The following is a 24,883-nucleotide window of genomic DNA, read 5'->3' on the forward strand; positions in this document are numbered from 1 at the left end:
TACAAACGGCGAACGGTAAACAGACCTGCGACTTATGCCATCGAGCGATATTTCAAAATCAAACTGATGATCTCATGATCACTTACGGTGGAGGATAAAGACTCTGTCACAGACCGCCTTTGAGGAAGGCGGATATTAAATTTACTTTTCAATATCGCAATCACTTGAGAGTCGGAGTTAGGGTCAATAATTTGTCCCGCAAAAATACAGATTCGTTTTAAGAAAAAATCTTTGTTACTAGTAACCATAATATACCTTTATGTTGTATCCAAATTAGACGTGTGAAAACACAGCTTGATCAGTATCTGCCAAAGAAAAATGACAAGAGCGGATGTGATATGAGCGTCTTAGAGGGAGTAGAAAATATAACCTTCTTCTACTCTACTCTGAAACGCCACAATTAGATAATGTTTTTAAAAAAATCTACGAAACAAACAAGCTTCCGTCCTTTTTCCTCATCAATAGTCCAATGCTTTTGCAGCCATCAGTCAATAATGAACAACATCCCTGCCGTTCCAAAACTCTCTTTAAAAAAATAACAAAGACCTTACGAGCGAGCATTAAAACAATACCATACCGGCATCGACCATGTTATAAAAAGCATTATTGTTCTAAAGCACATAAGAGACTGCATATCGTTAACAGGACGTTAAGGAAGTTATAGTATGGCAATTGCCAATTTGGTTTCTATCATTATGCCCGTTTATCAAGGACAGATGACTCTTATAAGAGCACTTGACTCTCTCTTTCAACAAACTTATTCAAACTGGGAATGCATCCTCATCGCAGATGATGGCTTCGATTATAAATGGTGGTTGAAGCAACAAGGTATACAAGATATAAGACTGCGCTTTACCCAAACAGAGCAAACACGCAGTGGCCCTAATATTGCCCGCAACGTCGGCAAAAAATACGCTAGAGGCGAATGGATTGCCCCGCTGGATGTGGATGATCTCTACTACCCCACTCGCTTAGCACAACTTATTCCCCTTGCTCAGGCATCTGGTCTCTCACTTGATAATGTCTGTGTGGTTAATGAGGACTCTCAACAAACCATTGCCATGGGAGTCAAGCAGACGCCCACCCAACTTTCGATTGACGACTTTTATACTACGAATACCCCTCTACTGTTTTTATTTCATCATAGTTTGGCGCAACACAATTGGGAGCCCATTGCCAGAGGTGGTGACACTCTATTTAACCTAAGGGCATTAGAAACAGCCGACTATGCCACATTTCATCCAGAAGCTCTACACGAATACCGAGTGCACAAACAGTCTATGTGCCATGCACCCAATGTTGGTAATATTTTTGATCAAGCTTATCAGGAAACCTTGCAGCGACTTCATATGGATGGACTTGGCTTTCAAAATACACAGTTTAAAAATAAAGTCATAGAGCTTATCACCTATAAAAAAACATTGAATTTAGCCTTCGAAAAAGCCATAGAGAATGGTTTTAATGGTGACTTTCAAACCTTCACAGCTCAGCCAGTCAAAGCCATAGTAAAACAAGCTTAAGCCACAATAAAAAACACCTTAATAGTACATCACTGTAGCAAGACTCCCCCTCATCAGAAAGCAAAAAGCCAGAGCATAAACTCTGGCTTTTCAAAAAACTAGGGACGCTCCCTAGCCCATTAAGGAAGGCACATTAAACAATCTTGGTTAGCCAATTGTGTGTATCTTGCGCATTTCCCCACTGTATATCATTTAGCGTTTTACGTAATTTTTCTGCGATTGGCCCAGGCTCACCCGATCCCACCTTGAACTCTTTATCATTATGGATAAAAGTCCCCACAGAGGTCAGTACTGCTGCCGTACCTGACAGAACCGCTTCAACACCAGGCTTAGCAGCACGCTCTAGTAATTCGCTAACGGTCAAGTCACGCTCACTGACGGTCATGCCAAGGTCTTTTGCAATCGTCAAAATAGAAGAACGTGTCACGCCATGCAAAAAGCTCGAATCCAACGCTTTGGTAATAATTTCATCACCATCAATCAATAAGAAGTTCGCCGCTCCCGTCTCTTGCACATCCCCATTAGGACAGAACAAAATTTGATCCGCCTGAACCTCTTCTTTGGCTTTCATGATCGGTCCAAGCGCACTAGCATAGTTACCACCACTTTTAATCATTCCCATATGAGGTGCGCAACGCTGTCCATTTTCATCTAGGAGAATGCGTAAGGCATGCGCACCACCTGAAAAATAATCCCCAACTGGAGACAACAAAACATACATCATAGAGGTCAAACTAGGCGCTGCCGCCTTGCCTATAATAGCTTCTGTACCAATATGTGTTGGACGAATATACATAGAACCCGGCGGCGCAGGCACATCACTGGCAAATTCAGCCACAATATCTTTGATCATTTGAGCAACTTGCTCTTCATTTACATCTGGCAAGGCTAATAAACGGCTACTTTGTGAAAAACGTTTGATATTTTGATCCATACGGAACACATGAACACTACCATCAGCGTGACGAAATGCTTTTAAGCCTTCAAAGCAAGTACTAGAGTAGTGCAATACATGCGCACCTGGGTGCATTGGGATACTATCTGATGGGACAATCTTAGATTCACCCCATTGGTTATTCTCAAATGTTGCTAATGCCATGCGAGGCATAAAAATGCTACCAAAAGCCGCCATTACTATTTCCTATACAAATAAATGATTGCGATCATCAACCGCCACTAAATCCATCAAAAACTTCTTCGACCCGCCTTGACCGATTCTTTTCATGATATTAAAGCAGAAAGCACCAGCAAGAAAGACTGTTTCGTACCTACCAATAGAGCAAACGATTATTTATCGTATTTTTGCGTAATTGATAAAGAACGGGATGGACTGCATTGATAGATTGGTGACCTTTCTAATTCTCTGTATCGAACACCGTCACTTGATTTCCACCTAATTTTTTCGATTGATACATGGCAAGGTCAGCCTGTTGAATAAGCTCCAATACGGTCGTTGCATGATTTTTACTATTAGATAGACCAACGCTGGCAGAGACATGAAGTAATGACCCTTCAATATCAAAAGGCTTACCAACCTCTAACACGACATTTTGCGCAATAGCCTGCTCATCACCTCTTGAATAATTATCGTCTAATAAGACAAGAAACTCATCTCCTCCCTGACGCGCCACACACCCTGACTCACCAACACAATGGTGTAACCTTTGAGCGATTGCCTGTAATAACTTATCTCCTACGCCATGACCATAGTTATCATTAACCTGTTTAAAGCCATCAATGTCCACAAACATCACCACGGGAGAAAGAGCGTTTTCATTTTGACAGGCTCGTAACAATATCTCTTCTAAACGCTCAAGAAAAAAAGCGCGATTAGGCAAGCCTGTTAATTGGTCATGTGCCGCCATATAGACTAAGCGAGCCTCCATAACCTTACGCTCTGTAATATCATGGGCCACAGCAATTCGTACTTGGTGCTCTTCAGACCAACGAGCCGACCACAAAACATGGACAATACGCCCACTCTTGTGAACCCAGCGATTTTCAAAACGAGGCTGAATCTCTCCATTTAACAGCGTTTCCACTACACTAGAGGTTTTGTGCCTGTCTTCTGGAAACACCATACTTTCCATAGACTGACCAATTACCTCACTAGGTGAATAACCAAACATATTCTCAAACGCTGCGCTGACAAAAACAAATCGCCCAAAACGATCGACAACACAAACCGCATCGAGCATTAACCCCAACACATCAGAAAGACCAATCAACTCACCCTCTTTCATTTAATCGAATCGCCTCTCACTCAAAACAAATATTCTCTATTCACCCATCAAACGAACAACACACATATAAGGAGAACAACAAAATAGATCAAACCAAATCAGTCCAGTCCAGTCCAGTCCAGTCCAGTCCAGAAGAAAAGTATAACCAACTGTTCAAAAAACACCCACATATTCATTGTCTGAACGCCTTATCCTGTAACAGAAAGTAACGCTTATGCCTCAATGTGGTGCTTATATGACACCCATAGTGAATTTATGAAAATTTCATCAAAAATAAAAACACTTAAAATTGAGTAAATAATAGTCATTAAAATACTTATTTGAGACATTAAGTTGTGTAATTTATCCTTTTTTTACATCTTGGCATATATTGTGCTATAAAAATCATGTAGGGTGAACAATGATGATGTTATGTAATTTAGTGTATTGAAGACTCTTATGCTTTGTTAGAGAGCGAAAGAGTAACCATCAATACAGGCCGTAAAGTCAGCCTAACGATTGTTCTACGTGCTTTTTTGATCACTTTTCGACGTCATGAAGGTATTTTTCGCACCAATATGATGCATAAAAAGACAAATTTGTCCGATTTCAGGGAGGAGTCGCTCTTTGTCAGGGTAAATATTGGTTCGCTTTATATGCAAGCAACATATAAAAAATACCTAAGGACACAAAGCAGTTGAAAAGTCCCTACTCAACGAAAGCAGAGAAACAAGAGTGAAGGCAAGGAACAAGAGGAGAGGAACAGCAGAAAAAATAGAAACACCAAAATAAGTTTAACTTTACCTAGTATGTGCACTTATCAATTTAATAGAAAGCACACTTGATACAATAAACAATGAAGGAATGCATTTCATGAAAAAAGCGATATTCACCCTAGCTACTCCCTTACTGCTAGCAGCAACAGCAGCAAACGCCGCTAGTATCATAAAAACGGATAATTCCAGCTTGGATATCTATGGTCGTGCAAAGTTCACTGCTACAAATAACTCTGTAAAAGGTAGCTCGTCCAGTTTTAGTCCCCGCTTAGGCGTTAAAGGACAAATTAAAGATGAAAATGGCACTAGTGCATTCTTTCGTACTGGCTGGGACATGCAATCCGCTTCAGACAAAAGAAGTTCGAACCTAAGAAATGGCGGAGACAACCTTAAAGCTCGCTACCAGTTCGTTGGACTTGGGTTTGAGGGTATTGGTAAATTTACTTTTGGCCAAAATGACACCCCATTCTACACCTTAGTCACCAGCGCGACTGATATTTTTAACTATGATGGTCTTGAGGCTTCAGCTGGCACTTATGGCTACGACTGGGCTCCTAACGAAGCTCTATACTCTAATACTATCGGCAAACTGTCTGTTGAAGTTTCTTACCAGTTTAAGACAACAGAAGGTGGCAAGTCAGACAATGGCGATATTTTGGATGTTTTTGATGCTGGCTTAACTTCAGCGAATTTCAAAACACAAAACAACGCCTATAGTGCTGCTGCCGCTTACGCCCTGACGGATGCTCTAAACCTACGCGCTGGTTACGCCTATCAAACCTTTACCGATAATGCAACCAAATCAAATTATGGTTTAGCCGCAGACTATACAGTGGGCAACCTTTACTTTGCTGGTGTGTACACACACAACAAAGAAGACGATGGAAAAAACACAGCTTCTCGCAATGGCTACGAAGTGGCCGCATCTTATAATATGGATAAATACACCTTCACCACAGGTTATGCATACGGCACACAAGACAGTGATGTAGCAACAACACCAGATCCTGATGGTGGAAAACCAACTCAAAATGATGACATCGCCTATGCTAAAGCCTTTAAACTAGGTGTGGCTTACCATGTATTCAGCAACGTTACAACTATTGCTCAGGTCACACATAACACAAATGGTTCAAACTCTTATTACGGCGGATTAAACTACACGTTTTAATTTAGGCTATTCGCTTAACTAAAAGGATATAGTTAAGCCGAACTAGTAAGTATTACGTGTTTTTATAGCCTTTTCAGTCCCCCCTTCTGAAAAGAGCTAATGACTAGACCGTGTTGATCTTTTGTGTACATATTTCAATCAGCCCACATGGGTAGCCACATTAGCGTACAGGCGAGTGCAACGACATTTTGGTAATTCCAGCTAATTTATCGTACCGTGTCGCAATGGCACGGTACTTTTTGATTTTTAGAAACGCATTTTCAACCAAGTGACAATAACGATATAAACGCCAGTCCACATACTCATTTCCTTGCTTGCTATTACGTTTTCTTGGTATGACATGTTGAACACCTCTGTGTTGAATACTCGCTCTTAATGTTTGGCTATCGTACCCTTTGTCAGCCACCATGACCTTTGCTTCCAGTGACGCTAATATCAAGGATTCACCCCGACATACATCGTTTACTTGGCACCAGATAACTCAAAACAGACAGGAAGGCCGCCACTATCTACCGCTAAATGTATTTTGGTCAAGTTACCGCCTCGACTTTTTCCTATCGCTTGCCCAAACAGAGCTTTAACACCTGCTCCATCTTGATCAGTTTTAACAATACTTGCGTCAATAAACAGCCATTCAGGATTATTTAAGCGGTTAAGAAGCTGAAAAATCGCTACCTGTTCTCATGCGATATAAAATACCTTCCAGGGTCATTCTATGTTCAGGTTTGTTATAAACACGTCCCGTTAGGGACATAATTCTTGATAGCAGTACCCTGCTATCATCTGTTGGCATTTGGAGTGGTGATTTTGGTTGTTGGCAAAACTATTATAACTGCTCCTCTTGCTACTTATTTTTCATACCGCAAAGATCAACATGCTCTAACAATATAGACAACATTTCTTAAACAAGGATTGCTGTCTAGACAAAAGAAAAAAGAGGCCGGAGCCTCTTAGTGGAAAAGTAACAAAAACGAGTCAGCTAATAATCAGTTTTTATCACCTGAAATTCGACTGCCAATGGCAGAGTTTTGGTCTTTATATTTTGCATTATCTCGTTTGTTATAGGGTCGATCTGCCGCCCCCGACATGGTTTCAAAATTAATGGCACCAATGGTCATACCTGGGCTCAAAGCAATCGGTAACTTACCGCCATTAAGAAATTCTAAGACAATACCGCCGCTCCAACCCGGATCAATACGGTGCGCAGTCACATGCACCATTAAACCAAGACGAGCCAAAGAAGAGCGACCATCCAGCCAACCAACTAAATTGTCAGGCAAGGTGACCGATTCTTTCGTCACCCCCAGCACTAATTCACCAGGATGAATAAAAAACGGGTGACCATCGTCAACGAGAATTTCATCGCTCATTACAGACTCAATCACTTTATTAAGATCTGCTTTTGAGCTACTCAAATCCAAATATGGCGCAGGGTGACCTTGAAATACTCGAAACGAGTTACCTAATCGTAAGTCAACAGACACACCACTGATCACACTGTTATCAGGGCGCGGATCAATCACTATAGAACCTTCATCTAGAGCGATAATTATATCTCGATCACACAAACGCATTACTTTTCCTCAATCATCACTCATGCCAATGATTGGCATGGTAAACTGTTCATTCTGTGGGGACGCTAGAGTAGCACCAAGCTTGCGAGCAATCGACTGATAAATAGCGGCGATATCACCTTCTGGCGCACTGACCACTACAGGGGAACCAGCATCACTCTGCTCTCGGATGGCAAGACTCAAGGGTAATTTACCCAAAACGCCCACATTATATTCTTTCGCCAAGGCGATGCCACCTTCATTACCAAAGATGGCTTCATGATGACCGCAATTCGAGCAAATATGCACTGACATATTTTCTACTAGCCCTAATACAGGAATATTCACTTTATTAAACATCTCAATACCGCGACGTGCATCTAATAAAGCAATGTCTTGTGGAGTCGTCACGATAACAGAACCTGCCACCGGAATTTTTTGTGACAAGGTTAACTGGATGTCACCAGTACCAGGGGGCATATCCACAAACAAGTAATCGAGATTACTCCAATCCGTTTGTGTCAGTATTTGCATCAACGCCCCTGTCACCATTGGCCCTCGCCAGGCAACTGGCGTATCTTTAGTCGTCAAAAATGCCATGGACATCACTTGAACACCATGGGCAATAGGCGGAATAAACATCTTTTCATCTCGCACCTGAGGACGAGTACCATCCGCAAAGCCCATCATCATACCTTGGCTGGGCCCATAGATATCGGCATCAAGAATCCCAACACGCGCCCCCTCTCGGGCCATCGCCAACGCCAAATTCACCGTCGTTGTGGATTTACCAACCCCACCTTTACCTGAGGCAACCGCAATAATGTTCTTCACACCCTGCAACCCGGAGAGATTACCTTGGGTTGCATGGCGCTCTACTTGAAAATCAATCTCTAGTACCACATCACGACTATCATTTAATTCACGCTTGATCCGAGTTTCAAGAGAGGCTTTCTCTTGCTCAGCAGGATACCCTAGATGCAAGGTTAGCATGATACGCTCTGCGTCCGTCTTGATTGTCCAAATGGCACCATAAGCATGACCATTATTTTCATCAATCAGGCTTTCTAAACGAGACTGTATTTGGCTGTCTAACAGTCGCTGCTTAGGTTGATGATCATCAGTATGTGTTTGAGTTGTCAAAGGAGTATCTCCAACAGACCATTCATCGACACGTTTGTGCGAAACGGCCCTTGTCATGTGAATTAATAACCAGAATAGAAGCCAATTTGGGGGCAATTTGCAGAAAAGCAAGCCTACCCCTTGCACACAAAGGATGGGCACTTATAATTAGCCGACTTATGATTACCAATAGTACGACGCTCGCTTTTTCAGAAAAACCTATGCAGCTTGTCTATCTGGAAAGGCACCTCACTTCCTATTCAGCGCCCGCTACTATTGATAAAATACTTGACCCTTTTTAATCCAGCAGGCTGATCAATAATGGCACAAACGCAACGCAAAATTTTAGTTACCAGCGCCCTTCCCTATGCAAATGGCCCCATCCATTTAGGGCATATGCTGGAACACATCCAAACCGATATTTGGGTGCGTTTTCAGAAACTTCGCGGCCATCTTTGTACAGCTGTGTGCGCTGACGATGCACACGGCACCGCCATTATGATAAAAGCCGATCAGCAAGGCATTACTTCTGAGCAACTAATCGATCGTGTTCGTCAGGAACATATGGCCGACTTTAAAGACTTCTTAATCGGCTACGATAACTATTATTCAACACACTCAGATGAAAACCGCGAATTCTCTAATTATATTTATAAGCGCTTGCGTGATAACAATAAAATAGCTGTCCGTTCAATCACACAAGCCTATGATCCAGAAAAAGAGATGTTCTTAGCAGATCGATTCATTAAAGGCACCTGTCCTAAATGTAAAGCTGAGGACCAATATGGCGATAACTGTGAAGTCTGTTCTGCCACTTATACGCCGATGGAGATGATTAATCCTCGCTCGGTTTACTCGGGTGCCACGCCAGTAGAAAAAGAATCGGAACATTACTTCTTTAAACTACCAGAATTTCAAGACTTTTTAGCAAAATGGACACGCAGTGGCACCTTACAAGACCAGGTAGCAAACAAGCTCTCTGAGTGGCTAGACGCGGGTCTAAAAGAATGGGACATCAGCCGCGACGCACCTTATTTTGGCTTTGAAATCCCTGACGCGCCTGGCAAGTACTTTTACGTCTGGCTAGATGCCCCTATCGGCTATATGGCTAGTTTCAAAAACTTGTGTGATCGCACTGAAGGGTTAACCTTTGACGATTACTGGGCTAAAGATTCCGATGCTGAGCTTTACCATTTTATAGGTAAAGACATCATCAACTTCCATGCATTATTTTGGCCCGCCATGCTGGACTGCGCGGGTTATCGCACACCAACAGGGGTTAACGCCCATGGCTACGTCACTGTAGACGGTACAAAAATGTCAAAATCGCGTGGCACCTTTATCATGGCGCGCACTTATTTGAACCACTTGGACCCGCAATACTTACGCTACTACTTTGCTGCTAAGTTAAATGCCAGTGTCGATGACATTGATTTAAGCTTGTCAGACTTTGTACAGCGAGTGAATTCCGATGTAGTGGGTAAAGTGGTTAATATCGCCAGCCGTACCGCCAGCTTCATCAATAAAAAGTTTGATGGTCAGCTAGCAAGCGATGTTAGCGAAAACGCTATGATTCAATCCTTCATTGATGCAGGCGATGTCATCGCACAACATTTCGAAAGCCGCGAATATGGCAAAGCGATTCGTGAGATTATGCATCTAGCCGATCAAGCCAATGAATACATTGCAGATCAAGCACCGTGGGTTTTGGCAAAAGACGAGGCCACCCTACCTAAAGTACAAGACGTTTGTACCGTGGCCCTGAATCTCTTTAGTATTTTAGCTACCTATTTGAAACCAGTGATGCCGCAAATGGTTGCCGATGCAGAAGCCTTCCTTGGCAAAGTACTCACTTGGGACAATCGCAGTGAGTTATTGTTTGGCAAAACAGTGAACGCCTTTAAACCATTAATGGCTCGCATTGATCAAAAACAAATCGATGCCATGATAGAAGAAGGAAAAGAAGCCGCCGTCGCTGCTGCAGAAGCGGCCGAAACGTCACAAGCGACGACAGAAACGGAACTCAGCAAAGACCCGATTGCAGCAGAAATTTCTTTTGATGATTTTGCAAAAGTCGATCTGCGTATCGCTCTGATTGCCAAAGCAGAGCATGTGGAAAAAGCCAACAAATTGCTAAAGCTGACACTCGACCTCGGCGGTGAAACACGTACCGTCTTCTCTGGGATTAAATCTGCGTATAAGCCAGAAGATCTAGAAGGCAAATTAACCGTCATGGTAGCCAACCTTGCACCACGTCAAATGAAGTTTGGCCTATCAGAAGGCATGGTGCTTGCCGCTGGACCAGGTAAAGATGAAATTTATTTATTGGAACCACATGCTGGCGCGAAACCCGGCCAACGAGTGATGTAACCCACTCTTTAGTATAAATAAATAGTAGAGACAAACCTACGCCGATTAAATGTCTCATTTAATCGGCGTATTTCGTGATACTAAGAACATAAAAAAGATTAACAATAAAATAATATTATATAAGTTTTACCTATTAAATATATTCTAAATTAATCTATTTTTCGGCGAATTTTAACTTGTTAGTTATAAGCAGCTTGGTATAGTTACGCTCTTACGCAGCGTATGCGTACTCCTCGATATTTAACATACTCACAGCATATTTATTTGGACATGAGATGACTGATTATCTGTTGATACTGGTCAGTACCATACTAGTTAACAACTTTGTATTGGTTCAATTTTTGGGACTTTGCCCATTTATGGGGGTTTCTGGCAAACTGGAAACATCCATTGGTATGGCGATGGCCACTACGTTTGTCTTGACTCTTTCCAGTCTTTGCAGCTATCTCACGTTCGAATACATACTTCAGCCGTTTGGGCTAGAGTACCTTAAAACCATTGCCTTTATTTTAGTGATTGCTGTTGTTGTCCAGTTTACCGAGATGGTCGTACACAAAACCAGTCCATTACTATATCGCGTATTAGGGATCTTCTTACCGCTGATTACAACAAACTGCGCGGTATTAGGTGTCGCTCTGCAAAATACCAGCAAGCAAAACAACTTTGTCGAATCCATCTTATATGGTTTCGGGGCGGCGGTTGGCTTTTCTTTCGTCCTTATTCTGTTTTCAGCCATGCGTGAGCGGATTAATGTCGCCGATGTTCCCAGCGTCTTTAAAGGCTCAGCCATCGGTATGATCACAGCAGGACTGATGGCCCTTGCTTTTATGGGATTCACCGGTCTGGTGCAAATCTAGGAGCCATTATGTTGACCATTCTGCTTGCCGTGGGAATTCTACTGGCCCTTTCCTTAGTATTTGGCGCCATTCTTGGCTATGCTAGCGTTCGCTTTCATGTAGAAGGCGACCCTATTGTCGATCAAATTGATGCCATCTTGCCACAAACACAATGTGGCCAATGTGGTCATCCTGGTTGCCGCCCATACGCGGAAGCCATCGCCAACGGAGAAGCAATAAACCACTGCCCGCCCGGTGGACAGGCGACGATTCAAGCCCTCGCCGATTTACTCGACGTAGAAGCAATTCCCCTCGATGGTGACCACGGCACAGAAACCGCCAAGCGCGTAGCGGTTATTCGTGAAGACGAATGTATTGGCTGCACTAAGTGTATTCAAGCCTGCCCAGTAGATGCCATTCTTGGTGCTGCAAAACAAATGCACACCGTCATTTCTGATGAATGTACAGGGTGCGACTTATGTGTTGATCCTTGCCCTGTAGATTGTATTGATATGGTAGAAGTCGGCGTGACATCAAAAACCTGGTCTTGGGACAAACCTCAAGGTATCGCAGCAACCTCAATGAACATCATTGCCACGGATCGCAAAGCGGAGGTGGCACACTAATGCAAACGACCAACATCTTCTCTTTTCATGGTGGTATTCATCCGCCAGAAAACAAAGCTCAATCACTGACATTACCTCTTGGCCACCCAAGCTTGCCGAAGGAGTTGATACTCCCTCTGAGTCAACACATTGGCCAAAGTTCTCGTCCGCTAGTCAGCCAAGGCGAGCAGGTTCTAAAAGGCCAAGCCATTGCCATTAACAACGGTTTTTTAAGCAGTTTTTTACACGCTCCCACCTCAGGTACCATTACCGCCATTGAAGAGCGCGTCATTGCGCACCCTTCGGGATTAAGCGACCTTTGCATCGTGATTGAGCCTGACGGGGACGATAGCTGGACAGAGCGCAAACCTCTTAACGACTGGCGTAGGATAAGCAAGACAGATGTCTTGTCCTACCTTGCTGAAATGGGCATCGTTGGTATGGGAGGCGCTGGTTTTCCAACACAAGTGAAACTACAGGGGGCACACAAGCACCCGCTAACCCACTTTATTATCAATGCAGCAGAGTGTGAGCCCTACATCACCGCTGACGACATGCTAATTCGTGAAAAAGCCGAACAGTTAGTGCTTGGTATCGAAGTACTACAACATCTCGTTGAAGCAGACCAAGTCATCATCGGCATCGAAGACAATAAACCACAAGCGATTGCCGCACTTAACAATGCTCTAGCGCAACACAATAGCACGATCCAAGTTGCCGTTGTGCCGACCAAATACCCATCCGGTGGCGAAAAGCAATTGATCCAGTTGCTCACAGGCAAGGAAGTGCCCAGTGGTCAACACCCAGCTGATATTGGTATTTTATGCCAAAACGTCGGTACCTGCGTAGCGGTACATGACGCTATTTATTTAGGCCAACCCTTAATCACTCGCTTTACTACCTTGACTGGGGATGCACTCAAGGCTCCACAAAATGTCGAGGTATTGCTTGGCACACCAGTTAAGCATCTACTGGATTATGCTCAGGCAACCCACAAAAAAATCAGTCGCTTGGTCATGGGCGGCCCGATGATGGGCTTCACACTAAACTCTATCGATGCCCCCATCGTCAAAACCAGCAACTGTATTTTAGCGGCAAGCAAAAAAGAGCTGCCCGCCCCCGCACCAGAGCAAGCCTGTATTCGCTGCGGCATGTGTGAACAAGCCTGTCCTGCCAGCCTGTTACCTCAGCAGCTTTTATGGTTCAGCAAGAGCCAAGAGTTTGAAAAGGCCGAACATTATAATTTGTTTGATTGCATCGAATGTGGCGCTTGTTCTTACGTCTGCCCAAGTAGCATTCCACTTGTACAGTATTACCGACATACCAAAAGCAGCATTCGCGAAGCACGGGAAGCCGCCGTGAAATCGGATCTCGCTAAACAACGTTTTGAAGCGAGAAAAGCACGTCAAGAAGCCGAAGCGGCAGAAAAAGAAGCGAAACGTCTAGCACGCCAAAAAGCCTCCGCCCAGAAGACAGAAGGTAAGGCGACAGAAACCAAGAAAGCAACGCCACCAGCAGCAGAGACAAAAACGGCCATCCCAGATGAAAGCAAGAAACTTAAGGTGGATATCGCGCTTGCGAAGAACAAACTGAAAAAGCTTCAGAAACAATTAGTTGAAGCTCAAGAAAATGAACATGTAGAAGAAATTAATCATTTACAGTTACAAGTCACTGAACAAGAAAAGACCCTTAGCTTGCTTGAACAACAGCTTGAGAAAATGGCAACGACACCTGCGGAAAAGTCTACTAAGGCCGCACCAGCTCCTGTTAATGAGGAACTGAAAAAAGCGAAGATCGACGTCGCGTTGATCGGTGCTAAACTGAAAAAGGCGCAAAAGCAGCTAGCGGAATCTCCCGACGATAACGAACTAAAAGCAAACGTTAGCGAACTCGAAAAAGGCCTCGTGCAAGCACAATCACAGCTTGATAGACAGACTCCGTCGACAGCTGCCCAGAAGACAGACACACCACAAAAAGCGTCATCTAAACCCACAGTCAATGATGACCTCAAAAAAGCAAAAATCGACTTAGCCATTGCCAAGGCGGCCGTAAAAAAAGTCGAAAAAGCTCTCAAAAAAGCAGAAGAGCTGAAAGCACCGGAGGCAGACACCTTACGTCAGCAATTATTGGAAGCACAGCAAAGAGCGGACAGTTTAGAAAAGGCTTTATCAAATCCACAGACTCAGTCCCCAGCAACAGAGGCGACAAAATCAAGCGCGTCAACGGATGAGAGTGCCGCCAAAAAAGAGCAAATTAAAAAGCAAAAAATTGCCTCTGCTATGGCCAAAGCGGCTATTAACAAACTGAAAAAACGCCTCGCCGCCGAGCCAGATCAAGCGGAGAGTATCCAACAAGAGATTGCCGCAGCCGAAAAAAGGCAGCAAGAAGCCGATGCACTGTTGGCACAACTCTCGCAATCGCAAGACACTATGTAAGAGAATGGTTAAATGGCACTATTGAGGATTACCTCTCCACACACACAACGGGCTGGGCGTCGCACTTCTTGGGTGATGCTCATGGTTATTTTGGCAACGATACCCGGTATCGCCGTGCAATCCTGGCTATTTGGCTGGGGCACCCTAATCAACCTTACTATCGCTGCCATCACCGCACTGCTTTCTGAGGCGGCGGTTTTATCGATGCGTCGTCGCTCTGTTGCATTCTATTTAAAAGACTATAGTGCCCTACTGACTGCTGTCCTGCTTGGCATTGCCTTACCCCCTAGTGTGCCTTGGTGGGTGACGGTTACAGCCGTGGCCTTTGCGGTGATTTTTGCGAAACAGCTCTATGGCGGTTTAGGGAATAACCCATTTAATCCTGCGATGGTAGGTTATGCCATTGTCCTGGTATCGTTTCCTGTTCCTATGACCCAATGGGTGGGTGCTTCCGATATGGTATCATCCGGTTCGATGATGTCCCTGTCACAGAGCCTGCAAGCTATCTTCCACCATTTACCCAGCATTGATTCTTACACTATGGCAACACCATTGGATGGGTTCAAACATAAAGATAGCCTCTCTAGCGCCGCTGCGTTTAACAGCATCACCTCATTGAAAAGTGCCAACCTGCACAGCTGGTTATTCATTAACGGCGCCTATCTATTGGGCGGTGTAATACTTTTGGCATTACGCATCATTACTTGGCATACACCAGTGGCGGTGCTTTCCTCTTTAGCTATCATCGCAGGGATTTTTTACTTGATTGACCCCAATCATGCGGCGACGCCTTGGTTTCACCTAACCACGGGGGCCACCATGTTTGGTGCTTTCTTCATCGCCACCGATCCCGTGACGTCCTGCACCAGTAACCGAGGAAAATTGGTCTATGGGACCGGAATCGGCATTTTAATCTATATTATCCGTACATGGGGCGGTTATCCAGATGGTGTAGCCTTTGGTGTATTGCTGATGAACTTCGCTGCCCCTTTGATTGACTACTACACGCAACCTCGCACCTATGGCCATAAGAAAGCCAAAAAGGGCCTAACCATTAAAGAGGATAACTAAGTGGACTTAATTGCCTCTATACGTCGTAACAGTATTGGTTTGGGCATTTTTGCCATTCTCACTGCAGGCTTGATCGCCACCATTCACGTGGTGACCAAAGACACCATCGCCAATAATGTGTTAAAAGCGCAGATTGCCGCATTTAACGATATTTTACCCGCTAACCGCTATGACAACGATCTCACCAAGGACACCGCTATACTGCCAGCGAGCAAACTGTTAGGTGGGGCCCCAGTCAAAATTCATATTGCTCGAAAAAATGGCCAAGTCAGCGCCATTATATTCGAAACCGTCGCCCCTGGTGGCTATAATGGCCCTCTTGGATTGTTAGTATCAGTAGACAGAAACGGTATTGTGACCGGAGCTCGAGTCATTAGCCAAAACGAAACCCCTGGCCTTGGCGACAAAGTGGATATTAAAAAGTCTAACTGGATCTTGAGCTTTAATGGCCACTCTTTGGGTAATCCGGGGTTAGCTGGCTGGAAAGTCAAGAAAGACGGCGGTGATTTTGATCAGTTTACTGGCGCCACTATCACACCACGAGCAGTGGTTCGCGGCATTAAAAACACTTTGATCTATTTTAAACAACACAAAGACTCGCTATTAGCGCGTTAGGAAAAGGCATGAGTGCAGACGAGCAAATCTTAACCAGTGACGCCACACCAGACAATAAACCAAGCGCAAATTACACTGAGATCATCTACAACGGCCTGTGGAAAAATAACCCCGCCTTGGTCCAACTTCTAGGGTTGTGTCCAATGCTAGCGGTCACCAGCACTGTAGTGAATGCCCTTGGTCTTGGCCTTGCGACAACCGCCGTATTAATGGGTTCGAATATGGCCGTGTCATTGATTCGCAATTATGTCACTGATGCGGTTCGACTACCCGCTTTCGTGATGATCATTGCCTCTTTCACCACTTGTATTCAGATGATCATGCAAGCTTATACCTACGAGCTGTATCAGATTCTCGGTATCTTTATCCCTTTGATTGTAACCAACTGCGTTATTCTTGGCCGTGCCGACTCATTTGCCAGCCGAAACCCTGTGCTCCCCTCCATTCTAGACGGCATGATGATGGGGCTCGGTTTTACCTCAATATTGATCGTCCTTGGTGGGATGCGTGAGTTAATTGGTCAAGGTACCCTATTCTCCAATATGCAACTACTCTTCGGTAGCAGCGCCGCTCATTGGAAAATCGTTGTCTTTCATGACTACCCTAATGTGCTCTTTGCCCTGTTACCTCCTGGGGCCTTTATTGGCCTAGGCATTTTAATTGCCATGAAAAATTACTTGGATGAACGTCAGAAAAAGCGCCTTGCCGAACAAAAGTCAACACAAACTCCTGTTACCACTAAGCGCGTTCGAGTGACCGGTCAAGCTGCGTCTTAACCTCATATAAATAGCAAGGGAATCAATACAATATCATTGGCAAAAACAGCATTAATGATAAGATCAGTAGTCATAAAAACAGCTTTGATGCCAATTTAAGAGACAAACCGTGAATAAAGAAAAACGTTATGAAATTTTCGATCGCCTTCGTGCGGAGAACCCAAACCCAGCGACAGAACTAGAATACAATTCGCCATTCGAGTTACTGATTGCAGTGTTGTTTTCCGCGCAAGCCACCGATGTAAGCGTCAACAAAGCGACCAGAAAGCTATTTCCCGTCGCTAACACCCCTGAAAGCATGCTTGCACTGGGGGTTGATGGTTTAAAAAGCTATATTAAAACCATTGGCTTATTTAACGCCAAAGCAGAAAATGCCATCAAAACCTGCCAAATACTTGTCGAAAAGCACAATAGCGTAGTTCCAGACACACGCGAAGAACTAGAAGCCTTACCAGGCGTGGGCCGAAAGACCGCGAATGTGGTCCTTAATACTGCCTTCCGACAAATTGCTATGGCAGTGGATACTCATATCTTCCGTTTTGCCAACCGCACCAAGGTCGCCCCTGGGAAAAACGTGCTTGAAGTAGAACAAAAACTCCTGAAGTTTGTCCCAAAAGAGTTTTTATTGGATGCCCACCACTGGATGATCCTTCATGGACGCTACATCTGCGTGGCACGCAAGCCTAAATGCACCGCCTGCATCATTGAAGACTTATGTGAGTTCAAAGAGAAAACTAGCCATTAATTCGAGTACTTTTTAGCAGTCCCATCATACCAAATATCTTTAGATACAACGCACACAATCAGGTCATTGTTTTAGTCTCTCGACTGTAATAGCATAAAAGGTACACTATGAGTATTATAGTCGAAGAATAATTGTGTATACCCGAAATACGATGCAATAACGCATGCAGCCTCGAAGTGATTTACTGGCTAGTTTTCAAGGAGGAGTAAGAGTGCAGTCCATGAAAATGTGGCTTGATTATGTATGTGGTCATATCAGTCGATCTCTTTCCGAGAGTACCGAATACTTTCTGCCCTACGCCTTTAATATTGGCATAATTGGACTCGTTGGCTTCCCATTTTACTATTTGGTGTGGACGTATATCTTCCCACAACCCTATGAAAATCTAACTTTACGTCTCATCGGTAGTCTTCTGTTTCTGGGGCTAGCACTACTAAAATTTTGGCCAAGCTGGTTGAGACCATATATTAACCTTTATTGGCTAGTCGGGATGACGTATGCCTTACCCTTCTTCTTTATCTATATGCTCCTTATGAATAACGGTAACACGGTCTGGGGGATGTCTACAGTAGGTGGGTTAACTTTACTAGTGTTAGCATCCTACAACTGGATACTGTTCACAACTATGTTCATTATCGGTCTATTTTTCGCCTTATTGACCTATGCATTAACCGTAGACAATACGATATTTAGTCATTATCCTGCCCAACTGCCCATTTACATTTTTTCGATCGTTGCGACTAGCATCATGTTCTATTATCCCTATCGCTTGAAGCAAGAAAAACTTAAAGTTCTAGCCTCAATAGGTGCGGAAATTTCTCATGAGCTGAGAACACCATTGATAACCATTCAAAACCATGCTTATGGCCTCAATAAAAACCTACCAACCTTATTGCACGCCTATGAGCTAGCAAAGGCAAATAACCTAATCGCTACCCCAATCAGACCTGACATATTTAGAACACTAGAACGTTCAATCACACAAATCGAAAATGAAGTCAGACATTCCAATACTGTAATTGACATGCTCTTGATGAATTTGGGGAAGCCTAAAATAAACACCAAAGAATTCAACTATTTTTCTATGGCAGACATCATCAGGCAAGCAATTACTCGTTATCCTTTTGATTCCAATAGAGAACGTGAGATAGTAAAGGTAAGTCTGAATGAGGATTTTCAGTTTTTGGGCTCAGACATACTTATGATGCATGTTATTTTTAACCTAATCAAAAATGCTTTAGTATTTACAAATAGCACTCAAGAGGCCAGAATTGAGATAGCCTTGGACAAAATTGGTAACGTAAACAACGTTTATTTTAGAGACAATGGCAGGGGAATCCCATTGCAAGATAGAGCGTCTATTTTTGAGAACTTTTATTCATCCGGTAATATGGATAAGGGAGCAGGGACAGGTATAGGTCTAGCATTTTGCAAAAAAGTATTAGCAAGCTTTAATGCCGATATAAAGTGTAATTCTGAGTTTGGGGAGTACACGGAGTTCGTGCTTAGTTTTCCTCAAACAATAAAACAACAGTGACTGAAAAGATGGAATTTTGATGATGCTTATACCTAAACTAAAAATGATTAACGCCGACCCTGTAACAGATTCTGTGTAACTGCCATTTAGTTAAGGTGCTTTTCGAGACGCTCCTCGAACTCAATAATAAATCGACTCATTGCTTGGCGCCAGTTCTGAATTGGCATCGTCCATTTCTTACTGGCTTCTTTAATGGCAAGGTATACCATTTTCCTCGCAGAATCATCGCTTGGGAAGACTTTACGTTTTTTAATGGCTCTACGGATAACACTGTTCAGGGACTCAATCGCATTCGTTGTGTAGATCGCTTTTCGGATATCGTCAGGGTAATTAAACAACGTATTGAGGTGATGCCAGTGATTGCGCCATGATTTGGTAATTTGCGGGTATTGATCGTCCCAGATGTCGCCGAAACGATCTAACTCTAGCAAGGCTTCTTCTTCCGTTGCGGAGCGGTAAACTTGCTTTAAATCCGCCGTCACTGCTTTATAGTCTTTCCATGATACATATTTCAATGAGTTGCGTACCATGTGTACGATGCACAGTTGGATGTTAGTTTGTGGGAAAACAGCATTGATGGCTTCTGGGAAGCCTTTTAGACCATCAACACAAGCGATGAGAATATCTTCTACGCCGCGCTGCTGAAGCTCAGTGAGGACGTTGAGCCAGAACTTCGCACCTTCGTTCTCCGCAATCCACATGCCCATGAGTTCTTTATGACCTTCAGTGTTGATACCGAGTGCCAAGAAGATCGATTTATTGATGACGCGTTTATCTTGGCGGATTTTCAACACAATACAATCAAGATACACAATGGGGTAGATGGCATCCAAAGGGCGTGCTTGCCATTCAGTCACTTGCTCAATGACCGCATTGGTAACGCGTGATACCAGTGTTGGAGATATCTCGGCACCATACCATTCATCGAAGGCATTGACGATGTCTCGGGTACTCATGCCTTGCGCATAGAGCCACAGGATTTTATCGTCCATAGAAGTGAATCGGGATTGGTGTTTTTTGACCAGCTTGGGTTCAAAAGAGCCTTCTCGGTCACGAGGCGTATCCAGTTCAAACTCACCATCTTCCGTCTTAATACGCTTGCTATTCTTGCCATTACGACTATTGGTTGAGGTGGACTTTTGATGTCTCTCGTAACCCAGATGGTCATCCATTTCTGCATTCAATGCCGCTTCAACGGTAATCTTCTTCAGCATTTGGCTAAATTCGTTGAGATCCTCAGGCGTTTTAATTCCCTTGGCGGCTTCTTTTGCGAACGCTTCAAGTTCTTTTTTGTTCATTTGCATCTACCTATCCTTAATTCTTAATAGAATATGTTGTGGTAGGCAGTTACACAAAATTAGTTACAGTCTCTTAACGCCTACTACCATCCAACTACTGTGGTGTTTCTGGATGATCACCAGCCGTTTTTAGACAGTATCCCTTTGGCGCTAGAATCAAACATCGCTTATCAAACCTTTTCTGATCCTCGAAAAGCGATTGACTATATTAACGATCATACTCAGTACCATTCCCTACTTAAGCAAGATAGCCTTTGGGCTAATAACGACTCATCTTACCATTACAAGTTTGATACCAAATCCTTTCTAGATATGAGACTTGACCATCAGCGTTTTTCGGAACCTTCTGTGCTAATCACTGACTATGCCATGCCGGGCTCTGATTACAATGGTTTGGATGTCTGCAACGCGATTGATAACCCCTATGTCAAAAAAATACTCCTCACAGGTGTTGCGGATGAACACATCGCCATTGAAGCGTTAAATAACAAGGTTATTGATTACTACATTAAAAAAAGTACTCAAGATATCCTGCCTCAAATCAATGAACTGATTCAGCGTTACCAACAAACCTATTTTAGCGACATGACACGAGTAGTCAGAGAAGGCTTAAAACTCACTAGCCCTTTAATTGATGACCCAGCCATAGTAGGATACTTCTTTGCTCTTATTGAACAGCAAAAGATAGCAGAATATCATTTAAGAACCGAATTCAGCCCAGCGTCATTAGACTTTTTAATGCTGGATAATAATGGGAAAAGCCACAGACTATTGTTACTAAACCAAGATGATATTAAAGCCCATAAGGATGTAGCCGCAGATGCCGGAGCGCCAGTAGCTTTATTGGAAGCACTTGACAAACAATCTAGCCTTCCCTTCTTCCCTAGTTTAGACGGTTTTTATCATCCCAGCCTAGAAACAAACTGGCAGAAGTACTTCTATCCGAGTACCAAGATTCATGGAGAGAAACTCTACCTAGCTGCTTTTATCCAAACACCATATACACCTCATACAAAAAACACTCAATCCGAGCCTTCCCTGCAACATCAACAAAACGGTGCAACGACAAACTCCTTCAGTTAGGAAGTTCTTCGAGGGTTAAAGTTATAACCCTCGAAGAAAAGGCTTGAGCCAGACTCAATCCTATATAGAGCATCAAAGCTCAGAATTTAGGATCAAGCAACTGAGGCCTGTTGAGAATGCAACGATAATTTTTGGGTTGAACGCCACTTGGTAAACTCAACCTCCCCCCTAATGTCTCCAAACACCTTAACAACATAGCCTAATTGGCTCTCTGTCAGACTCGCATTGACGGATAAACGTATTAAGGCTCGGTTTTTAGCCGTTGCTGGCGCACAAAACACCGATCCAAACACATCCCTCGACTCTAATGCATCCTTTAGCACCATAGTTTGCCTTTCTGTTCCAGATTCAAGCGCAATAATTTGCGATTGTGAATCCATTACATTGTAGCCTAACCGATTTAGACCCTCTCTCAAATACTCCGCATTACGGTGCAGTTTCTCACGTCGTTTATCAGCCTTGATAATCAAATTCAAGGTAGTGTTCAATCCTGCAATCTCATAAGGCATGAGGGCAGAACTAAAAATGGATGGATTAGCCGTACATTTAAAGTAATCAGCAAAACCTTTTGGACAGGTAACAATACCTGCGCGGCCTGCAAAGGCTTTAGCCAAACTGGCAGTTCGGAACATCACCTTATCTTGCAAGCCATAATCAACAACCATACCTCGCCCCTGAGGCCCATGACTCCCTAAGGAATGAGACTCATCAACCAGCAATATACAGCCCTTGTCGTAAGCCGCCTCCACTAATTTTTTTAAAGGGCAAACGCTACCATTAGTACTGTATACCGAATCGACAATGACCAAACCGGATCCATGGCGATCAATCAATGATATAAGATGATCTATATTATTATGACGAAATGGATAGACAGGAGATTTACTAAATTTCGCACCATCCCATAGAGACATATGCGCCATCATATCGATATAGATAGGGGTGTGAGTATCTTCAACAGCAGCCTGAATCAAGCCTACGTTAGCGTTATATCCAGATTGACACAACACCGTTTCTTCAGCCCCCATAAAATCGGCCATACGCTGCTCAAATTGGAGCTGTGGGCTATCTCCAAACATAAAGGCAGAAGACATAAGAATTAGATTCTCGGGAATATCCATATCCAGTACACTTCTTTGCGCTGCGATAATCTCAGGATGATTAGCTAAAGCGAGATAATCATTACTAATCAATTTAATCGAGCTTACTGTTGGGTTAAGACCATGTAAAAGATTTCTCCCTCCCAAATGATCACGTCTTTTCAAATGAGCATTTATTTTTTCAGCTAAATAATTAGGGTAGTTTTTGATATTGTTTGTCATTACTTTTCTCCTCATGCCAAAAGCGGCATACTTGAAAAACTCAAAAAAGAGAAAAGAGCCAACGAACAGGAAGACCAGCCATCAAACCTTTGTCAGCGCGTCTTAGTAAGATAAGGAAAAAGTGTTATCACCATACACAAATAGAACATAAGCTTAACCCTCCTCCTTGGTCCTTATTGGTGACAGGCCACAATAAAAATTTGCTAAAACTGACCAATGCTCCTCGCATGCAGCTTTTCAATTTTTTGAGAGCCATTGCCATCCCCATACAATAGGGACAACAATTCATTGTAATCCGTTATCTAGTAACGAAAAGTAATGAAACCTGACAAAGCTGAAAGACATACCAAGAGAAAAGCGGCTCATTGTTTAATAATTACTAAACTATAATTAATTAAGATTGAATTTATTAAACATTATTCTCGGATCATGCTTCTCTTATACACATTCATGATGAGAGAGACCCACCTTTATGAGCCAGATCGCAAAAACCAAACTTACCCAAGCTCAGTTAGATGCCCACTGGATGGCCTACACGGGCAACAGACAATTCAAACAAGATCCTCGCATCATCGCCTCAGCCGAAGGTCGTTATTACACGGATATCGACGGCCGAAAAATCTTTGATGGGCTCTCTGGTTTATGGACATGTGGTTTAGGGCACAGCGTCCCTTCTATTAACGAAGCCGTCGCGAAACAGATAAAAACACTGGATTACTCCCCTGCCTTTCAATTTGGCCATGAAAAGTCCTTTTTATTGGCTGAGAAAATAACGCAGTTTATGCCTGCACCACTCAACCGTATCTTTTTTACTGGCTCTGGTTCTGAGTCTGTGGATACGGCATTGAAAATTGCTCGCGCTTATTGGCGAAAAAAAGGCAAAGGCACAAAAACCAAATTTATTGGTCGTGCTAAGGGCTACCATGGCGCAGGGGTTTCAGGCTTTAGTGTGGGAGGTATTCCTGCCAATCGTACTTTATATGGGCAAGGTCTTGAGTCTTATCATTTACCCCATACGCAAGTACCTGGTACGGAATTCTCAAAAGGCATGCCTGAGAAAGGCAAAGAGCGCGCCGAAGAGTTGCTTAACTTGATTAATATGCACGATGCCTCCAATATTGCCGCCGTGATCGTTGAGCCTATGTCAGGCTCCGGTGGTGTGATTATTCCTCCAGTTGGTTATCTCCAACGTCTTCGTCAAATTTGTGATGAACACGATATTCTATTAATTTTCGACGAGGTCATTACTGGTTTTGGCCGCATGGGCGCAAAAACGGGGGCAGAAGCTTTTGGGGTCACACCCGATGTTATTACTCTAGCCAAGCAAGTCACTAACGGTGCCATTCCGATGGGGGCCGTGGCGTTCAAGCAGGAAATTTATGACACCTTTATGGAGACGGGTGGCGCTGATTATATGTTAGAAGTCCCCCATGGCTATACTTACTCAGCCCACCCTATTGCGTGTGCCGCTGGTTTGGCTTCTCTCGAAGCAATCACACAACAAAACCTGATTGATCGGGTGAAAGAAATGAGCCCTGTTTTGGAGGAATGTGTCCATCAATTAAAAGCGGCTAGCCCACTTATTACCGATATTCGAAACTATGGCTTTGCTGCAGGAATGAGCATTGCCCATATCGATGGCGAACCCGCTAAGCGACCGTTTCAAATTGCTATGCGCATGTGGGAGAAAGGCTATTATGTGCGCTATGGGGCCGATACTATCCAGCTAGCACCGCCGTTTACCACAGAAAAATCGGAAATTGATAGTTTGATCAATGCGTTAGGAGACACCCTAAAGGAACAACATTAATCAATTTACTCTTAAT

At 43.6% G+C, this 24,883-nt stretch carries 20 protein-coding genes and 1 pseudogene; 13 read left to right on the forward strand and 8 right to left on the reverse strand.

The window, feature by feature from the left end:
• Positions 1 to 32: 32 nt before the first annotated feature.
• Positions 33 to 248 carry a hypothetical protein gene (locus tag AC0VYG_RS15540; RefSeq protein WP_475428865.1) on the reverse strand — a complete coding sequence of 72 codons (216 nt, stop codon included), beginning with the start codon at positions 246 to 248 and terminating at the stop codon, positions 33 to 35.
• Between the two features lie 417 nt (positions 249 to 665).
• Between AC0VYG_RS15540 and AC0VYG_RS15545 the strand changes: the two genes are divergently transcribed.
• Positions 666 to 1,520: a glycosyltransferase family 2 protein gene (locus AC0VYG_RS15545; protein ID WP_475428866.1), complete on the forward strand. Its 855-nt coding sequence runs from the start codon at positions 666 to 668 to the stop codon at positions 1,518 to 1,520.
• A 133-nt stretch (positions 1,521 to 1,653) separates the two neighbouring features.
• On the opposite strand, the gene AC0VYG_RS15550 is transcribed toward AC0VYG_RS15545, so the two are convergent.
• Together AC0VYG_RS15550 and AC0VYG_RS15555 are read right to left on the reverse strand one after the other, a co-directional pair.
• Positions 1,654 to 2,652 carry a branched-chain amino acid aminotransferase gene (locus AC0VYG_RS15550; protein ID WP_475428867.1) on the reverse strand — a complete coding sequence of 333 codons (999 nt, stop codon included), beginning with the start codon at positions 2,650 to 2,652 and terminating at the stop codon, positions 1,654 to 1,656.
• 223 nt (positions 2,653 to 2,875) lie between these two features.
• On the reverse strand, positions 2,876 to 3,763 hold the full coding sequence (locus AC0VYG_RS15555) for a diguanylate cyclase domain-containing protein (protein ID WP_475428868.1): 888 nt from the start codon (positions 3,761 to 3,763) through the stop codon (positions 2,876 to 2,878).
• Between the two features lie 852 nt (positions 3,764 to 4,615).
• Between AC0VYG_RS15555 and AC0VYG_RS15560 the strand changes: the two genes are divergently transcribed.
• Complete coding sequence (locus AC0VYG_RS15560; RefSeq protein ID WP_475428869.1) at positions 4,616 to 5,689, forward strand: porin; 1,074 nt, start codon at positions 4,616 to 4,618, stop codon at positions 5,687 to 5,689.
• Positions 5,690 to 5,823: 134 nt separating this feature from the next.
• Here AC0VYG_RS15560 and AC0VYG_RS15565 read toward each other — a convergent pair.
• From AC0VYG_RS15565 to apbC, 3 genes and pseudogenes are all read right to left on the reverse strand, one after another.
• Positions 5,824 to 6,482, reverse strand: a pseudogene (locus tag AC0VYG_RS15565) (IS5 family transposase).
• Between the two features lie 193 nt (positions 6,483 to 6,675).
• The gene (gene dcd, locus AC0VYG_RS15570; protein ID WP_475428870.1) at positions 6,676 to 7,263 is read right to left on the reverse strand and encodes a dCTP deaminase; all 588 of its coding nucleotides are present in this window, start codon (positions 7,261 to 7,263) and stop codon (positions 6,676 to 6,678) included.
• 9 nt (positions 7,264 to 7,272) lie between these two features.
• Entirely contained in the window at positions 7,273 to 8,385 is a 1,113-nt protein-coding gene (gene apbC, locus AC0VYG_RS15575) for an iron-sulfur cluster carrier protein ApbC (protein ID WP_475428871.1), read from the reverse strand.
• A 300-nt stretch (positions 8,386 to 8,685) separates the two neighbouring features.
• Here apbC and metG point away from each other — a divergent pair, with 300 nt between their 5' ends.
• The 9 genes from metG to AC0VYG_RS15620 all read left to right on the forward strand — a co-directional run bounded on the left by metG (position 8,686) and on the right by AC0VYG_RS15620 (position 19,354).
• Positions 8,686 to 10,734: a methionine--tRNA ligase gene (gene metG, locus AC0VYG_RS15580; RefSeq protein ID WP_475428872.1), complete on the forward strand. Its 2,049-nt coding sequence runs from the start codon at positions 8,686 to 8,688 to the stop codon at positions 10,732 to 10,734.
• Positions 10,735 to 11,009: 275 nt separating this feature from the next.
• Positions 11,010 to 11,591 carry an electron transport complex subunit RsxA gene (gene rsxA / locus AC0VYG_RS15585; RefSeq protein WP_067019603.1) on the forward strand — a complete coding sequence of 194 codons (582 nt, stop codon included), beginning with the start codon at positions 11,010 to 11,012 and terminating at the stop codon, positions 11,589 to 11,591.
• Positions 11,592 to 11,599: 8 nt separating this feature from the next.
• Positions 11,600 to 12,196, forward strand: coding sequence for an electron transport complex subunit RsxB (rsxB, locus tag AC0VYG_RS15590; RefSeq protein WP_475428873.1), 597 nt, complete (start codon positions 11,600 to 11,602; stop codon positions 12,194 to 12,196).
• Positions 12,196 to 14,610 carry an electron transport complex subunit RsxC gene (rsxC, locus tag AC0VYG_RS15595; protein ID WP_475428874.1) on the forward strand — a complete coding sequence of 805 codons (2,415 nt, stop codon included), beginning with the start codon at positions 12,196 to 12,198 and terminating at the stop codon, positions 14,608 to 14,610. The genes rsxB and rsxC overlap by 1 nt, the downstream gene beginning before the upstream one ends.
• Before the next feature lie 12 nt (positions 14,611 to 14,622).
• Positions 14,623 to 15,681 carry an electron transport complex subunit RsxD gene (gene rsxD, locus AC0VYG_RS15600; protein WP_475428875.1) on the forward strand — a complete coding sequence of 353 codons (1,059 nt, stop codon included), beginning with the start codon at positions 14,623 to 14,625 and terminating at the stop codon, positions 15,679 to 15,681.
• The gene (rsxG, locus tag AC0VYG_RS15605; RefSeq protein ID WP_475428876.1) at positions 15,682 to 16,296 is read left to right on the forward strand and encodes an electron transport complex subunit RsxG; all 615 of its coding nucleotides are present in this window, start codon (positions 15,682 to 15,684) and stop codon (positions 16,294 to 16,296) included. It abuts the gene before it with no gap.
• Between the two features lie 8 nt (positions 16,297 to 16,304).
• Positions 16,305 to 17,072: an electron transport complex subunit E gene (locus AC0VYG_RS15610; protein ID WP_475428877.1), complete on the forward strand. Its 768-nt coding sequence runs from the start codon at positions 16,305 to 16,307 to the stop codon at positions 17,070 to 17,072.
• A 109-nt stretch (positions 17,073 to 17,181) separates the two neighbouring features.
• On the forward strand, positions 17,182 to 17,817 hold the full coding sequence (gene nth / locus AC0VYG_RS15615; RefSeq protein WP_475428878.1) for an endonuclease III: 636 nt from the start codon (positions 17,182 to 17,184) through the stop codon (positions 17,815 to 17,817).
• Between the two features lie 220 nt (positions 17,818 to 18,037).
• Positions 18,038 to 19,354 carry a sensor histidine kinase gene (locus AC0VYG_RS15620; RefSeq protein ID WP_475428879.1) on the forward strand — a complete coding sequence of 439 codons (1,317 nt, stop codon included), beginning with the start codon at positions 18,038 to 18,040 and terminating at the stop codon, positions 19,352 to 19,354.
• An 86-nt stretch (positions 19,355 to 19,440) separates the two neighbouring features.
• Here AC0VYG_RS15620 and AC0VYG_RS15625 read toward each other — a convergent pair whose 3' ends face one another.
• Positions 19,441 to 20,652 carry an IS256 family transposase gene (locus tag AC0VYG_RS15625; RefSeq protein WP_475432512.1) on the reverse strand — a complete coding sequence of 404 codons (1,212 nt, stop codon included), beginning with the start codon at positions 20,650 to 20,652 and terminating at the stop codon, positions 19,441 to 19,443.
• A 144-nt stretch (positions 20,653 to 20,796) separates the two neighbouring features.
• On the opposite strand from AC0VYG_RS15625, the gene AC0VYG_RS15630 reads away from it, so the two are divergent.
• Positions 20,797 to 21,735, forward strand: a complete 939-nt coding sequence (locus AC0VYG_RS15630; protein ID WP_475428880.1) for a response regulator transcription factor — start codon at positions 20,797 to 20,799, stop codon at positions 21,733 to 21,735.
• A 92-nt stretch (positions 21,736 to 21,827) separates the two neighbouring features.
• Here AC0VYG_RS15630 and cqsA read toward each other — a convergent pair whose 3' ends face one another.
• Complete coding sequence (cqsA, locus tag AC0VYG_RS15635) at positions 21,828 to 23,057, reverse strand: alpha-hydroxyketone-type quorum-sensing autoinducer synthase (RefSeq protein ID WP_475428881.1); 1,230 nt, start codon at positions 23,055 to 23,057, stop codon at positions 21,828 to 21,830.
• Between the two features lie 472 nt (positions 23,058 to 23,529).
• Here cqsA and aptA point away from each other — a divergent pair, with 472 nt between their 5' ends.
• The gene (gene aptA / locus AC0VYG_RS15640; protein ID WP_475428882.1) at positions 23,530 to 24,867 is read left to right on the forward strand and encodes an omega-aminotransferase AptA; all 1,338 of its coding nucleotides are present in this window, start codon (positions 23,530 to 23,532) and stop codon (positions 24,865 to 24,867) included.
• Positions 24,868 to 24,883 lie beyond the last annotated feature (16 nt).

The organism is Marinomonas sp. 63XJN7_7_ISO-PGPR-S23-202 (genome assembly GCF_056173505.1).